Raw genomic sequence first — 15,609 nt, 5'->3', positions numbered from 1 at the left:
CGGGAGTTTGGCCCATTCATTGGCTAGTGGTATCCCCATTCGGCCAGTGAGTGGGTTTTATTTGTGTTTTGGGCACTCCCGCGATAAAATTAATTAACTGAAAATTCTAAACTTAAAGGAGGTGCGCTGTTTGGAAAAGGCCCTTTCACAAAGAAGGGAAAAGACCGCAAAGTTGTTCATGAACTCGGTATCATTGATTGGCTGGCTGCTCATCCTTCTCTCTCTTGTAAAATTGGAACCGCCAGGCGAACCGGTTGTTTTAGCATTGTTATTTTTATTCCTGCTTATTAGCGAGTACTATCCGATGCCGGTTTGGAGAGGGCATACAGCGATCACATTCCCGGTGGTCTACGTTTTATTTTTGCTGTATGGATTTCCGTACACTGCAATCGCTTATGCTAGCGCGGTCCTGATCGTGAATCTCGTCCATAGGAGGCCGCTCAGGACAGTATTGTTCAACCCCGCCCAGCTCGTGATCAGTTTTTATGCTGCCGCAACGGCACTTCCTCTAATGGAACCTCTCTTGGAAAAGCTGGCACTTACTCCGATTATTGAGGGGATGTTAGGTTACATTTTCCTGCTGGCTGTCTATGTTCTGGTCAACAACGTGATTGTCGACCTTGTGCTCGTAATCAGGCCGCAGCATTATTCTTTTAAAATGTGGAAGCAAAAGAGTCTTACGGAACTGAATAGTGCCGGTATTTCGTTGATTTACGGAATTACCCTTTATGTCGTTGGCAGCCAAAATCGCGGCGAAATCGATGTCTTTGCATACTTCTTCTTTTTCTCGCCGCTAGTCGGCATCTCCCTCTTGAGTGCGACGATTGCCAGGCTGAAAAGAGAGAAGAACCGCTTGAAGCTTCTTTTTTCGATCACTTCCGAGTTGAATCAGATGCTTCCTTCACAGGGCTGGCTTTCGGCTTTACGAGGGAGCTTCAATGAATTGATTGGTGCAGAGGCCAGTTTATTATGGATCAAAAAAGATGGCGAATGGGAGCTTAGCTTTAAAGATGGCAGGACGGCATCAAATTGTGAGATGCCGCCAGAGGCGTTAGCTGAATTTGATAGAATGCGCAGCCCAGTGGTTTTTAATGATCGCAAAAAGGATGGCGGAGTTGCGGCTGCCTGTTTTGAAGAAGACGTTAAGGCTTTCGTCTATTCGCCCCTTGTCATTGAGAACGAAACAATCGGGATGTTCATCATCGCCAGGAGCAGGACGAAAAGCTTCGAGGACCACGATGTCCAGTCGATTGCAACGCTTGCCAACCAGCTGGCCGTCATCATCAAGACGCGGATGCTTTTTACCGAAAAAGAAAAGGTGATTGTCCTTGAAGAGCGGAACCGGATTGCCCGTGACATCCATGATGGGGTGGCTCAGACGCTTGCCGGGGCAGTCATGAAGCTGGAAACGGCGGGAAAGAAGTTCACAAAAAATCCTGAAGAAACAAGGAAGCTTGTGGACGAGAGTGTCATTGGCCTGAGAGAGAGCCTGAAGGAAGTGCGTGAATCCATCTATGCATTGCGCCCGTATCCGACTCAAAAAGCGACACTGGCTGAAGCGATTTTAAGAAAAATCGAAGCGGTTCAGAAGGAATACCGGCAGGACATCGAATTCGAGATCAGGGGCCAGGAGCAGGAGCTTAGCCCGATGGTCGAAAAAGTGCTGTTCGACACATTCCAGGAAAGCCTTCACAACGCCATCAAGCATTCACAGGCTACGAAGGTAGAAGTTCTCTTAAGCTATCAAACGGAGCATATACTGTTGAAAATCAAGGACGAAGGAAAAGGGTTCTCGCTGTTCCAGGCGATGCTGAAGGCGAGGAACCAGCCGCATTTCGGCATTTTGCAAATGAACGATGCTGCTGAAAAAATCAACGCCTCCCTGCAGATCGACAGCAAGGAAGGTTCAGGAACGGAAGTCAGCATCACCGTTCCTAGAATGGGAATCGAGGGGGAAACCACGAATGATCAGGCTCATGCTAGTGGATGACCATGCCGTGCTCCGCGATGGACTGCGGAATATTATATCTGTTGAAGAAGATATCGAAGTCGTCGGCGAGGCCGTATCAGGCGACGACGCACTATTAAAGGTGGAAAATTGCAATCCGGACATGATCTTGATGGATATCAACATGCCGATGAAAAATGGCGTTGAAGTCACAGGGATTTTGAAGAAGAAATACCCGCACATTAAAATCCTTGTGCTGACGATGCACAGCCATGAGGAATACTTCATGTCGGCGATCCGCGAAGGAGCGGACGGCTACTTATTGAAGGACGCGCCTTCCGACCAGGTCGTCGAGGCAATCCGGACCGTAGCCCGTGGAGAATCGGTCATCCATCCTTCGATGACGAGGAAATTGCTCGCCTTCCATCAGCAAAAAGAAACACAGCAGGAGGACACAACCCTGACCGAGCGTGAAAAGGAAGTGCTGCTCTGCCTGGTTGAAGGGCTCAGCAACAAAGAAATCGCCGACCGCCTGTTCATCAGCGACAAAACCGTCAAAATCCATGTCAGCAAAATCTTCAAAAAACTGAACGTCAAAAGCCGCTCCCAGGTCGTCATCCATGCCGTCCAGCACCAGCTAGTACCAATCCCGCCGACATCAAGCGGGGCATAGATTGATTTTTTGAGAGTCCCTGAGAAAGGGGCTCTTTTATGTTATGTAGGAAGCAGGGATTATTGACAGGATCTCGCGTCCTATTGTATCACTCCCGAATTTTGCGATGATCTGTGTCAGTCTATGCAAAAATGGTTCATTATTTGTACTTTGAGATGAATTCCGCATTTTTTGACAATCTACTAGCAGATTTGAGGAGAAAAAACTGTTCGAGAGCCGACGTGTCTGATCAGGAATCAATCTGGTAGATTAATCACTACGAAAATGATCAGAATCACTACGAAAATCGCGATAATCACCCCAAAAAACAAGATAATCACTACGAAATTTCCCATAATCACTACGAAAACAACCATAATCACTACTTTTTACATTTTTTTGTAAAATACATGAGGTGTATTTATTGGAAAAGCCACTCCAATTAATTGCAATCAAAATAGAATGCTAAGAGGAAAATCATAACATTCATTATCAGGCTATTCTTGGATACTACTTTAGTAGTATCCAAGATTAGTACAGAGGATATTATTTTTTAAATACAATGCAGAATGGTTTTCATGTGAATATTGTGGGAATATTAAGAAAAATAGCTAAGGAGCTGAAAAATTGAATGAAGTTTAAAGCTGCATTTTTATCATTTATTCTTATGGCTGCGACGGTCTTTGCCTCGATTATTCCTGGAACAACGACAAAGGCAGTTGAGCCTGTCAAAGCTGTGGTTGACTCTGAACTGACGAAAACGCTTTTGACAGCCATCTCCCCCGTTGAAGCAATCGTTACTTTTAAAAGTGATGAGGCTGTTCTGCCTGAGCAGGTAAATCTTCTGAAGACGCTTGGAATCACGAAAGGTTTGACGCTGAACAGCCTGCCGATCGCTGGAATTCTCGCAACTAAATCACAGATTGATAAGCTTGCTCAAAGTGATCAGGTCGTATCTATTTATCTTAATAAAAAGCTGAAATATGAAAATGGTGAAGCGACAGATATCACCGGAGTTGACCAGGTTCGTACAGATGACACGATGAGAAAGCTGAATGGCGGCTTGCCGGTGACAGGTAAGGGAATTGGCGTCGTCATCAATGACAGTGGAGTTGACGGGACGCATCGTGACCTGGAGTTTGGCAGCCATCTTGTCCAAAACGTATTGGGCTCGACAAACTTGAATGCTATTGATGCTACCTTGCTGCCAGTAACTTATGTTGAAAATGTACCGAACACCGATTCAAGCTCCGGACATGGTACACATGTAGCTGGCATTGTTGGCGGAACTGGCGAAATGTCAGGCGGGAAATATGAAGGAGTTGCTCCTGGCGCGAACCTGATTGGCTATGGATCAGGCGCGGCGGTCGCGATGCTTGATACTATAGGCGGTTTTGATTATGCACTGACCCATCAGCAAGAATATAACATCCGCGTGATCACGAATTCCTGGGGAGACACAGGCGACGCTGGAACGGACTTTGATCCATATAACCCTATTAATATCGCAACAAAAAAACTGTATGACCGCGGAATCGTAACGGTTTTCTCCGCAGGGAATTCAGGTCCGGACGCTAAAACCATTTCCGGAAACTATAAAAAAGCTCCATGGGTCGTTACTGTAGCAGCTGGAGATAAGTCCGGAAAGCTGGCAGATTTCTCTTCACGCGGCGAAGAGGGACGGGGAGGAACCGTAACTGTCGATGGAGAGACATGGAATTGGGTTGACCAGCCGACAGTGACCTCACCTGGAGTCGACATCATTTCGACGAGAGTCATCAGCCCGCTCGTAGCGCTGGGTGCTACTGCCGATGCTGAGTATATTGAACCGGCACATCTGCCGTATTACACGACGATGAGCGGAACATCGATGGCAGCTCCGCATGTCGCCGGCATCATCGCCTTGATGCTCGAAGCTAATCCGTTGCTGTCGCCTGCCGAGGTAAAATCCATCCTCGAAAAAACAGCAACATCAATGCCAAATTACGCTGTATGGGAAGTCGGCGCAGGCTATGTGAATGCTTATAATGCGGTCGATGCTGCTTTTAAAAAGAAAAAATGACGATTAGTTGATCTCCCTTGCTTGTGCAAGGGAGATTTTTACTCCGCCGCGTAGGTTTTTTTGCAGTGCTGAGGAGAAAACTCACGAATTAAGCGAGAAATCGGCCAGAAAATATTTTTATTACTGGAATAGGGACTCTAAATCTAGAAAATTTTCAAACTGGAAAAATTATTCTCTTGCTCAGCGGAGCTAATTGCGCGGAACTCCATCGGAATTGCACGTTCCAAGACAGTAATTGCACCAACCTTGCCGAAAATTGCACCGTCATCCTAATTTTGGAAAATCTTAACCAAAAAACATCAGCACTACCCATCTATAACTTTTGTACGATGCCAGAATAGACATTCCGGAATTTGATTTTATAACCTTTGAAGAATAGTTTTATTGCTGGGATTTCATGATAATTAAGTTAGGAATATTCGAAATTTTATAGAATGAGAGGAGAATATCATGAAACGTTTTATGTATCTGCTGTTAGCCTTGTTGCTCATTTTCCCGGTATTTGCTGCACCCCAGGGGAAGGCGAGCAGCCTGGCGGTTATTGATCCGCTGGTCAGCAAGGCACTCGACACTGCTAGCTCACTCGAGGTTATTGTTACTTTTAAAGGCGATGGTGCACCTACGAACACCCAGCTGTCGCTGTTAAAAACGCTCGGCATTGAAACGGGGATTAGTATGAAATCATTGCCGATTTCCGGAGTCATCGCTACAAAAACGCAAATCGAAAAGCTTGCGGCAAATCCGGAAGTACAATCGATTTACATGAACAGAAAACTTACTTACTTCAATGCGGATGCCACTGCAATCACTGGCGTCGATAAAGCGAGGACGGACGACAGCTTCCGCAAAGCGAACGGCGGCCTGCCTGTTTCCGGAAAAGGAATCGGTGTTGTCGTGAACGACAGTGGAGTTGACGGAACACATAAAGACCATGAACTTGGCAAAAACCTTGTCCAGAATGTAATGGGCTCCACAAACTTGAATGCACTTGCACCAGGCTTGCTGCCAGTAACTTATCAGGAAAACGTACCGAACACAGATACTAACTCTGGACATGGTACACACGTTGCTGGCACGGTCGGTGGAACTGGCGCAATGTCTGGCGGAAAATATGAAGGTGCTGCACCAGGTGCGGACTTGATCGGTTACGGTTCAGGAGCAGCGTTGTTCGTGCTTGATGGCATCGGCGGTTTCGACTACGCGATCACACATCAGTCACAGTACAATATCCGCGTCATCACGAATTCATGGGGTTCATCAGGAGACTTCGATTCCAACGACCCGATCAATATTGCCAGCAAAAAAGCGCATGACCGCGGAATTACGGTTCTTTTTGCAGCAGGGAATGAAGGTCCTGGAGAAAATACGCACAATCCTTATGCAAAAGCACCTTGGGTCATCTCCGTGGCAGCCGGAGTGAAGGACGGCAAACTGGCTGATTTCTCCTCACGAGGAACGAAAGGAGTCGGCGGAACTTTTACAATGGATGGAAAGGAATGGACGTGGAAGGACGAACCGACCGTAACGGCACCTGGTGTGGATATCGTTTCAACTCGTGTCATTAGTCCAGTCGCAAGCCTGGCGATCGATCAGGATGCCCAAACAATCGAAACGGCGTACCTGCCTTACTATACTACAATGAGCGGTACATCGATGGCGACTCCGCATGTTGCGGGTATTGTTGCATTAATGCTCGAGGCAAATCCATTATTATCTCCTGCTGAAATCAAGCAAATCCTTGAGCAGACAGCTACCAATATGCCAGGCTATGAAACATGGGAAGTCGGCGCAGGCTATGTGAATGCTTATGCTGCAATTGATCAGGCATTCAATGACATGGATTATGGTTCGACGTTGAATTCAAACCAGACCTTTTATAGCACTGTTGAATCTTCAACGGAACGCAAGGAATTTTCGGTTGACTACAACCCGCTGACATTTATTTCTGACAATCAATATGAATTTACAGTCGAAGAAGGAATGTCCAGCCTTGTGGCAAAAGTAGACGGAGCTGGTCTCATGGAACAAACGGGCAATCCGATCAACCTTGTGCTGAACGCTCCGGATGGCACAGAATACAGCTCGGGTGTCAGCCTGCTGTTCCCGCTCTACTATGATCGCACAGTATCGGTGACTTCTCCTGCACCAGGAGCATGGAAGGCTGAAATCCGCGGACTACGCGGCGCTGATTCGAATCCACTTGGCCTGGCATTGCCTGAAACGGTAAAAGGAGAAATGGCCTTCACAAAGGTCAGCGGTTTCTCCGGATTGAGCGATATTGCCGGACACCCGGCAGCCGATGCGATTAAAATGGGCGTAAGTGAACGATTATTCGACGGCTTTTCGAATGGAGCCTTCAAACCTGATGCGCTTTTAACAAGAGCAGAGCTGGCTAAATACCTGGTGATGGGAGCTGAAATTAAGCAGTCATTGCCAACAACACCGAGTTTCTCTGATGTCTCCAGTACAGACCTTCCATTCGTAGAAGCAGCCACAGCAAAAGGAGCTTCCTTCCGTGACCAGCAACACATCCAGAAGGGTGTCATCTTGCCGAGAGCAAACGGCAAATTCGCACCAAAGGAAGGCGTAACCCGAGCTGAGCTGGCATATTCACTGGTTCAATCATTAGGTCTGCAAAAAGAGGCAGAGGAATTCGATGGACAGCTGACAGTCCTGTATAATGACGAAAGAATTGCAATCTCGGACGCAACAGAAGTTCCTGACCATTTGAAAGGCTATGTCCAGGTGGCTCTCGACCTGAATATCCTTAATGCAAAATTCGCTGTCACACAGGGGCCTTATGATCTTAAACCTAAGGTAACAGCAAGCTTCAACCCTTCTGTAAAAAATACACGCGGTGACTTTGCGGTTGCAATGACACGCTACTATAACGCTTTCCTGAAATAAGGTAAAATGAGAACAGGCCGAAATGGTCTGTTCTTTTTTACACAGGAGCCCTGCATTACCCGAAAATCGTCCTGTAAGAGAAAAACGGTAAAAGTAGGAGCTCTGCTTTGGCCGAACTTCGCTCAAGAAGTCAAAAAACAGTAACCTAATAAATAGGCTCAAATCAATACCATATATCGTGCAGAAATCGACTATTATTCGTAAAGATCCATTCTTGTTAAAGAGGGGGAACTTGGTTGAGACATATAGAAGCATTCTTTTTTGATTTTGACGGAACCTTGCTTGACCGCGAGACATCTCTTGTGAAATTTATTGATGAACAATATGAACGCTTTAAGCCTGAATTGATTGGGATAGATGAGCAGCTTTATAAAAATAGATTCATTGAATTGGATGCCCGCGGATACGTGTGGAAGGACAAAGTTTACAGTGAGCTTTTACAGGAGTTTAACGTATTGGACCTGACATTGGAACAACTGCTGGAAGATTACATAATGAATTTCAAGCATTCATGTGCAGGATTCCAAAACCTGCATGAAGTTCTTGGGCAACTAAAGCAAATGGGTATGAAGCTGGGCATCATTTCGAATGGAAAAACCCACTTCCAGATGGCCAATATAAAAGCTTTGGGGATCGAGGGTTACTTTGATTCCATTCTAATCTCGGAAGCAGTGGAGTTGAGGAAGCCGGATTCCCGGATCTTCCAGAAGGGGATGGAGGCTCTTTCAGTATCAGCAGCTGGCAGTATATTTGTAGGTGACCATCCTGAAAATGATGTGGCAGCGTCCAAAAGGGCCGGAATGATAGGGATTTGGAAGCGAGATGACTATTGGCACAGTTCGGAAGCGGATTTTACCATCGAGGAGCTGGAAGAATTATTAGGTATTATACAAAAGGGAGTTGAACTGAATGACCGATTTTAATGTTTCATATGATGCCCCGAGCCCCTCAGCCTACATCAATCTTCGTCTTGAAGCGGGGATGAGCGGGAAATCACAGGAGGCGGCGCGAATCGGACTGAAGAATTCATTGTTTGCTGTCACAGTTTATGATGAGTCGACGTTGGTGGCGATGGGCCGGATTATTGGTGATGGTGGCTCATTTTTTCAAGTAGTCGATATCGCCGTCAAGCCTGCCTTTCAGGGGAAGGGACTTGGGAAACTGGTGGTGGGGGAGCTCGTGAAATACCTTGATAAACACACCTATGAGGGTTCATACGTCAGTCTAATTGCGGATGCCCCGGCAGACAAGCTGTATGAACAATTTGGTTTTGACTATACATACCCTAATTCATATGGGATGTATCGAAAGTACTAACCATTTTCATATGGAAAAAAATCCCTCGGTTATTAAATGGTAGGAAAGGGTGTATTTATACTGGGCGAGGTATTCTTCTTGACCTTTAAATGTGTTTTAATAAGCCAAGTGAAACTCAATAACTGGTAATTTTAGATTAAAGGATGGATGAAATCTAAGATGAAATATGCACCTGAAGATATACAGATGATCAAAGACCAGCTTGGCAGCCAATCGTTATCTATTATTGCCAGAAGGCTGAATCGCAGTATCGTAGCCCTTGAAGTAAAAATCACTAGAATGGGTCTTTCCCACACAAAATCCTACACAGGTATGCTTACAGCAGGAGAACTTGCTAAAATCCTCAAGGTTGACCGAAATACCGTCATGCAATGGATCCTCAATCATGACCTTGATTCCCATCTGCGAATTACCCGAAGTAAGAAGAAATTCACATTTATCAATACCGATGATTTTTGGGCGTGGGCAGAGAAAAACCGTCATAAAATTGATTTCTCCAAGCTCGAACCGGACGCACTTCCGCCTGAACCCTATTGGGTGGCAGAAGAACGTAAAATTCCACGGCAAGTCACGAATTACAAAGCATGGACCAAGCACGAAGAAAATCTCGTCCTTGAATGGCATTGCTGCGGAAAAACGCTGGCAGAGATTTCTGATATGCTCGGGCGGACAAGAGAGTCCATCCGCAAAAAAATCAAACGCCTCACTGAATGAATTCATTATGAAAAAGCCTGCAATATATGGTAAATATTTTTAGACTCTTGTAATACTTGTAAAATAATAGTATATTTTTCCTACAAAAGTATTGTTTTATATTTACAGAAATGTCGTCTCACGTCCTCGGGAGGAGTCTTTATGGATATTTATGTTGCCAGGCAGCCTATATTTGATATAAATGAAAAGACAGTTGCTTATGAATTGCTATACAGGAACAGCTCGGTCAATAATTATCAGCACACTGATGGGGACCAGGCTACAACAGATGTAATCGTAAATAGTTTCTTGAATATTGGAATTAAAGAATTATCGAATGGCAAGCCTTGTTTTATTAATTTTACTGATAAACTATTAAAACTCGGTGTACCTTCCTATTTCAATCCATTATCCATCGTTGTCGAGATCCTGGAAACAGTGGAGCTGAATGAAGACATTCTGGGGATTTGCAAAGAGCTGAAGAAGCATGGATACACGATTGCGCTTGACGATTTCTTTGTTTCTCAGTGGAACGAATTGACTGTTCGAATTTTAGATTATGTAGATATTATCAAGATTGATTTCCGGACGACGAGCCGAAGTGACAGGCAGGAAATGATCCGTTTTATTAAGGAGCGTAACATTCAGTTTCTTGCTGAAAAAGTCGAAACGATTGAAGAGTACATAGAGGCAAAAGAAGACGGATTTGTCTATTTCCAGGGTTTTTATTTCAGCAAACCAGTCATTCTGAACAGCTATGATATCCCATCTTACTATCATTCGTATTTTCAAATCTTAAAAGAAATAGAGAGTCCGGAGCCTGATCTTGAAAGGATAAAGGATGTTATCGAAAAGGATATATCCCTTTCCTATAAGCTTCTGAGGCTGATCAATAACCCGGTTTTCAGGCCAAGGAATGAGGTTTCCTCGATAAAGCAAGCCATCATTCTATTAGGTCTCAATGAAATCAAAAAGTGGATTTATGTATTAGCGATCAGGGGAGCCGACAAAGGTTCGGGCGATACCAAGGAACGGGAAATCATCGAGTTGTCGCTAAAGCGCGGGAAACTAGGCGAACTGATCGGCAGGAAAGTAGGCAGAGAAGTGCTGGCGTCAAAATACTTCCTGCTCGGAATGTTCTCCTTGATGGATTCCTTACTGCACCATCCGATGGAGGAGCTGCTTGAAGACCTGCCGTTAAGCAATGAGCTGAAAGATGCCTTATCCGGTGAGAAGAACGACGAATATGTCATGCTCCAATTTTTAAAAGACATCGAACACGCCTTTCACGAAGATGTGGAGCTGACCTTCAATCCAACCCCTATGCCGGTGGAAGAGCTATTCAGGCTCTATGGCGAGGCGAGTGACTGGGCGACCAAGGTTTTAAGTGAAGTGAATATATAAATAATAAGCATGCATCCGCATGCTTCAGACTGTAGACAAACTCGATGAAAATCATTTTTGTTTACAGTTTTTTTGTTGTTAAATAAATTATAAAAATTTCTATTTGTGGATAACTACGTGTAGGCTTCTTAATCCAGCTCCAGCGCCTAGCCCCTCGAGTCGCTTCGGTCCGCCCCATGAAGTTAAAGAACGACTTCACTGGTCGGCCCTCCAGCGCTTGTCGGGGCTGAACGAGGCGCTTGCGCTTTTTGTTCGTTGGAAGGGAAATGGGGCGGTTGATTTCCGTTCCAGGCGCTTCGCTTTCCGCGGCGCTGGCGCTGAGCCGCATTTCTCTCTGGAGGATATTGAAATAAATCTTAAGTTGTTCAATTGTAATCGTAGGAACTCTGAAATTATAGTAAAATAGAACTAATATAGATTCCGTGGAAACGAAGAAAATAACGGATCCCTAATAAACTGCTGCAGGGGGAGAGAAGGAACATGAATTTTTTGCAAATGGGACTGGAAGGGCTTGAACAAGGGATTATCATCATTTCGAAGGATCATTCCATTCAATACATAAACCAAGCCTTCGAGCGGCTGTTGAAAACAAACCGTGAAGATGTGATAGGGAAGACTATGTTGGAGGCTTTTCCGAAGGCTCCCGAAGATATCCGTATCATCACAAGGTCCTTAGTGTTAAAAAAAGAGCATTCGCTACATTTTCATCCCATTTTGCTCAGGGATTTGAATATCCATGTCAGTGTAGAAACTAAATTATTGGAAAACCAAGGTGAGTTCCAGGGAGTTATGGCCATCTTTACAGACAAGACTCTGCAGGTAGAGTTAGCCCAGGAGCACCAAAAGAAAACTGACAGCTGGAAGATGCATTTTGAAACCATCCTGCATCATGCAGGTGATGCGATGTTTTTAGTTGACTTTGATAAATCAATGCCGAAGTTCATTGAAGTGAACCAAAAGATGCTAGAAGTGCTAGGTTATTCAAGGGATGAATTTCTTGCCCTGAATGTTTTTGATTTATTGCATCCGGATTCTTACGACATAACGATAGAGGTATATCACTCATTAAAGGAGAAGGGGACGGCGACGATCCAATGCCAGTATTTGACGAAGGAGAAGTCAGCTGTGCATGTCCATGTGACCTTCACGAAGTATATGACAGATGAAATTCGTCTGTTGGTTATTGTGCGCGATATTTCGCTGCAGCAAGCGATCCATACAGGGCTCAAGGAAGCGTTGACTTTTGATGAAACACTGCTCGATTCCTTGCAGATGTGCATGACGGTCATAGAAGATGATTATGTTAAACTGTCGAATCAAAAGAGCTATGAATTATTTGAGGTGAGCAGACAGGAGAATTCATTTATTGGCCAATCATCCCTAGTATGGCTAGAAAGGATTAGCAGAAGAATGGTCGATGGTGAAGGAGCAATAAGACAAGCGGTATCAATTATGGAAGGGCATGAGCTCGTCAAAGACTGGGAGATTGAACTCTTTAATAACAAGTATCTGAGTGTCGATTATATCCCCTTACATTTGAATAGCAGCAAACGAATCCATATATGGGTAGGAACGGATATTACCGAGAGGAAAAGGGATGAACAAAAACTTCGGGATGCCCATCATATCGAAACCAAGCTGATTAACTCCCTGCAGGAAGGGATTTTGCTTATTAAAAATGACACTATAGAACTGGTTTCTGAAAGTTTATCCGCGTATTATCCTTTCGAAAAAGAAATCTCTTTCAAGCAACGACATATTAAGGAATTTTATAAACATCTGCTGCAGATTGTTAAATATCCTCATTCTGAAATGAAAAAAATTCAAACGATTGTCCAGCAGAATGAATTGGTGACAGGACAGGAACTGGAACTGGTCAATGGTGCATTTATAGAATACGATTTTATTCCATTCGTACTGCAAGATGAAACACAGGCGAGGCTATGGGTATTCCGCGATATCACAAAGTCGAAAAAGACGATGGAATCGCTCGAAGAAGCTACACGCAGCGCGGAAAAAGCCAATCAGTCGAAAAATCTGCTTCTATCACAAATTAGCCATGACTTAAGAACACCTTTGAATAGTATTCTTGGTTATTCGCAGCTGCTGACATTGGATCAGTCGATAAATGAAAATGTCAGGCTTCAATTGGAAAGAATTCATTATTCTGCCCAATTATTAAATGGATTGATCCAGGATATCCTGGACTTTACGATGCTGGAGACAGGCCATGTGAAAACCGAGCTGCAATCTTTGTCTGTCGGAAAGTCGATTAATGATGTGACCCATATAGCGCAGGGACTGGCTGCAAGTAAAAAGATTAATTTTAAAGTGGAAAAACTAAATCTGGATGGATTCGTTGAAGCCGACCCAATCCGGCTGACCCAAATCCTGCTCAATCTGATTTCAAATGCCATCAAATACAATTCCCCCGGTGGAAGCGTCATATTGAAAGTGACAAAAGAGAATGACACTATTACCTATACAATCATTGACGATGGAATTGGCATAGAGCAAGAGCACTTGGAATATATAAAGCAGCCATTTTACCGGGTGAAAGGCCAATCAACAGAGGATGGATCGGGTCTTGGACTGGCTATAGTGGAAAAGCTGACCAGGAATATGAATGGTTCGTTCGGAATCGAAAGCAAATTGGGAAAAGGAACCACGGTTTGGGTACGGTTTCCTGTCAAAGAATGCGATGGTCAGTGTGATAACCGGCCATTCAGCCTGAATCAGGAAGAAAGTTCTTTAAAAGTTTTGTATATTGAAGATACGCAGATGAATATCGAAGTGATGAGGGGAATGCTGGAATCCATTACGAATGTTCAGTTGTTGACAGCAAAAGAAGGGAAGCATGGGCTTAAGCTGGCTGAAGAAACACAAGTCAATTTCATCCTGCTCGATTTGGGCCTTCCTGATATAGACGGCATGGAAGTTCTCCGGGAGCTGAAGGGTAAGCCACAAACAAAGGACATTCCTATCATTATTGTCACCGCCAACTCACTGGAGGAAATCAAAGAAGAGGCCATGCGATCAGGAGCATCCGACTACATCACAAAGCCGATTGAATTAGCAAAGATTAGAGAAGTTGTAAACCAATTCAAATAACAGAGGGAGGGTAACCTGGATTGCAAGTTGCAAACTGGGTGCCCTCCCTTTGCTTCTATGTTCTTTTCTTGGCAAAGATTTTGAGTTCTTCAATCAGTTTCTCTTGCTGACCTTCTTCAAAATGGGCCTGAATACCATAATGGAAGTCTTTGTACTGCTGTTTTTTCCAAAGGATTTCGCCTTGCGTGACAAAGTGAGTATCATTCAAGGTAAAGCGGATGCCCAGGAAGACGGTTTTATCGGTTATGGGTACATCCAGTGAAGTAGATAGCTTCATTCCATTCGGACTAATATCAACCAAGAAGGCAGAACCCTCCGAAGTGTCCATCAGCTCCTGGTCGATTTTAACGATGGAAAAATAGGCGGGAAGTGGGCTGCCGAATGCAAACCGAAAGCTTTCACCTCTTTTATATCTCATTTATACCACCTCGAAAAAGTTATTTTAATGGCTCATGCCTATGTGATGATGGCTCTTCTATTAAACAAGGAAAAACCGTACCATCTAATAAGTTTTCTTTTTGCTGAAGACTTAGAATGTTACTGTGTTTTTTAGCTTGCTGCCAATTTAGATCAGACAGCCGACACACTAGTTTTTTTCCTGAGGATAGAGAATCATAGCATTGACGACAAACCGGATGAATTTTTTTAATGATGGAGAGGATTCATCGGGACTCAAAGTTTGAAATCTTTGCTTAATGGGATTGGTGTTCTTGTATCTTTGATCCCATGCAGCTTCAATCGCGTATTCCATCCGGCGCATGACATTCAGCGTGGATGTTCTGTTTTTTTCAGCGATGAGTGGAAAGAGTTTATTAGTAAAAGAGTCATGAATTGATATGTTGTCATGATTTAAGACTATGGCTTCCTGAATGTAATGAAACCCTATTAAATGGTTTGGGATTCCGATTGCTTCGAGAGTATCTTTTATCTTTGAGTTTAAGTCCCTTAAGGAATCGGAGGAGACAGGCTGTTGTCGCTTGGATTTCCTGATAACAGCCAGTAATTCCTCAGGCTTGACAGGCTTTGGGAGAATGAAATCGACCTGCTGTTCTGCAGCCAGTTTTTGGACATAATCATTAATAAATGTTGTGATAAGAACCACGATGGATGGAGTAATACCATGTTCGTGCATCTTTTGCAATAAAGAGAAACCATCTATATGGCTCAGGATATCATTAAGAACCAATACATCAGCTGAAGGCAATTTTTCCGATGTGAGGCAGCTCATCCCATCATTCGCTACTCCGGCAACTTCCATATCTGGTTCGGAACCGATCACGCTAGATAATTCACTAGATAGGAGCGGATCATGTTCAGCGATAAAAACTTTTAATTTACCCAACTATAAGACATCTCCCTTCTGATGGACTTACTTAAATAGTAGAAAGGATTGTCCTCTGATTCAATAAACCTGCGCGAAATGTCCTATTTTCCTACTGATATGTATGTATTACAGAAGATGGGGAGGGTTCTTCGGTTCGGTATGGTTGAAAGTATCTTCCCCATTTTGCAATA

Annotated in this window: 12 protein-coding genes; 9 read left to right on the top strand and 3 right to left on the bottom strand. The window is 44.1% G+C overall.

Annotation, left to right across the window (positions count from 1 at the left end):
- Positions 1-130 precede the first annotated feature (130 nt).
- The 8 genes from J7E32_RS11520 (at position 131) to J7E32_RS11485 (ending at position 10,983) form a co-directional block, all read left to right on the top strand.
- Positions 131-1,990 (top strand): GAF domain-containing sensor histidine kinase, encoded by a 1,860-nt coding sequence (locus J7E32_RS11520; protein ID WP_286183029.1) that lies wholly within the window; start codon positions 131-133, stop codon positions 1,988-1,990.
- Positions 1,965-2,621 (top strand): response regulator, encoded by a 657-nt coding sequence (locus J7E32_RS11515; RefSeq protein ID WP_214907373.1) that lies wholly within the window; start codon positions 1,965-1,967, stop codon positions 2,619-2,621. Before J7E32_RS11520 ends, J7E32_RS11515 begins: the two co-directional genes overlap by 26 nt.
- A gap of 610 nt (positions 2,622-3,231) precedes the next feature.
- Positions 3,232-4,662 (top strand): S8 family serine peptidase, encoded by a 1,431-nt coding sequence (locus J7E32_RS11510; protein WP_286183027.1) that lies wholly within the window; start codon positions 3,232-3,234, stop codon positions 4,660-4,662.
- A gap of 450 nt (positions 4,663-5,112) precedes the next feature.
- Positions 5,113-7,569 carry a S8 family serine peptidase gene (locus J7E32_RS11505; RefSeq protein WP_214907372.1) on the top strand — a complete coding sequence of 819 codons (2,457 nt, stop codon included), beginning with the start codon at positions 5,113-5,115 and terminating at the stop codon, positions 7,567-7,569.
- 236 nt (positions 7,570-7,805) lie between these two features.
- Positions 7,806-8,492 carry an HAD family hydrolase gene (locus J7E32_RS11500; RefSeq protein WP_286183025.1) on the top strand — a complete coding sequence of 229 codons (687 nt, stop codon included), beginning with the start codon at positions 7,806-7,808 and terminating at the stop codon, positions 8,490-8,492.
- Entirely contained in the window at positions 8,479-8,886 is a 408-nt protein-coding gene (locus tag J7E32_RS11495) for a GNAT family N-acetyltransferase (RefSeq protein WP_214907371.1), read from the top strand. The genes J7E32_RS11500 and J7E32_RS11495 overlap by 14 nt, the downstream gene beginning before the upstream one ends.
- A 147-nt stretch (positions 8,887-9,033) precedes the next feature.
- A complete protein-coding gene (locus J7E32_RS11490; RefSeq protein ID WP_286183024.1) occupies positions 9,034-9,600 on the top strand; it encodes a helix-turn-helix domain-containing protein in 567 nt (188 codons plus the stop codon).
- A gap of 141 nt (positions 9,601-9,741) precedes the next feature.
- Positions 9,742-10,983 (top strand): EAL and HDOD domain-containing protein, encoded by a 1,242-nt coding sequence (locus J7E32_RS11485; RefSeq protein WP_214907370.1) that lies wholly within the window; start codon positions 9,742-9,744, stop codon positions 10,981-10,983.
- A 61-nt stretch (positions 10,984-11,044) separates the two neighbouring features.
- On the opposite strand, the gene J7E32_RS11480 is transcribed toward J7E32_RS11485, so the two are convergent.
- Positions 11,045-11,182, bottom strand: a complete 138-nt coding sequence (locus tag J7E32_RS11480) for a hypothetical protein (RefSeq protein WP_214907368.1) — start codon at positions 11,180-11,182, stop codon at positions 11,045-11,047.
- Positions 11,183-11,463: 281 nt separating this feature from the next.
- Here J7E32_RS11480 and J7E32_RS11475 point away from each other — a divergent pair, with 281 nt between their 5' ends.
- Complete coding sequence (locus J7E32_RS11475; RefSeq protein ID WP_214907366.1) at positions 11,464-14,094, top strand: PAS domain-containing hybrid sensor histidine kinase/response regulator; 2,631 nt, start codon at positions 11,464-11,466, stop codon at positions 14,092-14,094.
- Positions 14,095-14,149: 55 nt separating this feature from the next.
- On the opposite strand, the gene J7E32_RS11470 is transcribed toward J7E32_RS11475, so the two are convergent.
- Positions 14,150-14,512 (bottom strand): PilZ domain-containing protein, encoded by a 363-nt coding sequence (locus J7E32_RS11470; RefSeq protein ID WP_214907364.1) that lies wholly within the window; start codon positions 14,510-14,512, stop codon positions 14,150-14,152.
- A 168-nt stretch (positions 14,513-14,680) separates the two neighbouring features.
- Complete coding sequence (locus J7E32_RS11465; RefSeq protein WP_214907362.1) at positions 14,681-15,436, bottom strand: sporulation initiation factor Spo0A C-terminal domain-containing protein; 756 nt, start codon at positions 15,434-15,436, stop codon at positions 14,681-14,683.
- Positions 15,437-15,609: the final 173 nt, after the last annotated feature.

It is taken from the genome of Bacillus sp. ISL-55 (genome assembly GCF_018613155.1).
In the GTDB taxonomy this organism is placed as follows: domain Bacteria; phylum Bacillota; class Bacilli; order Bacillales; family Cytobacillaceae; genus Mesobacillus.
Note: the sequence above shows the minus strand (reverse complement) of the source record. Positions and strands in the feature narration are given on the sequence as shown.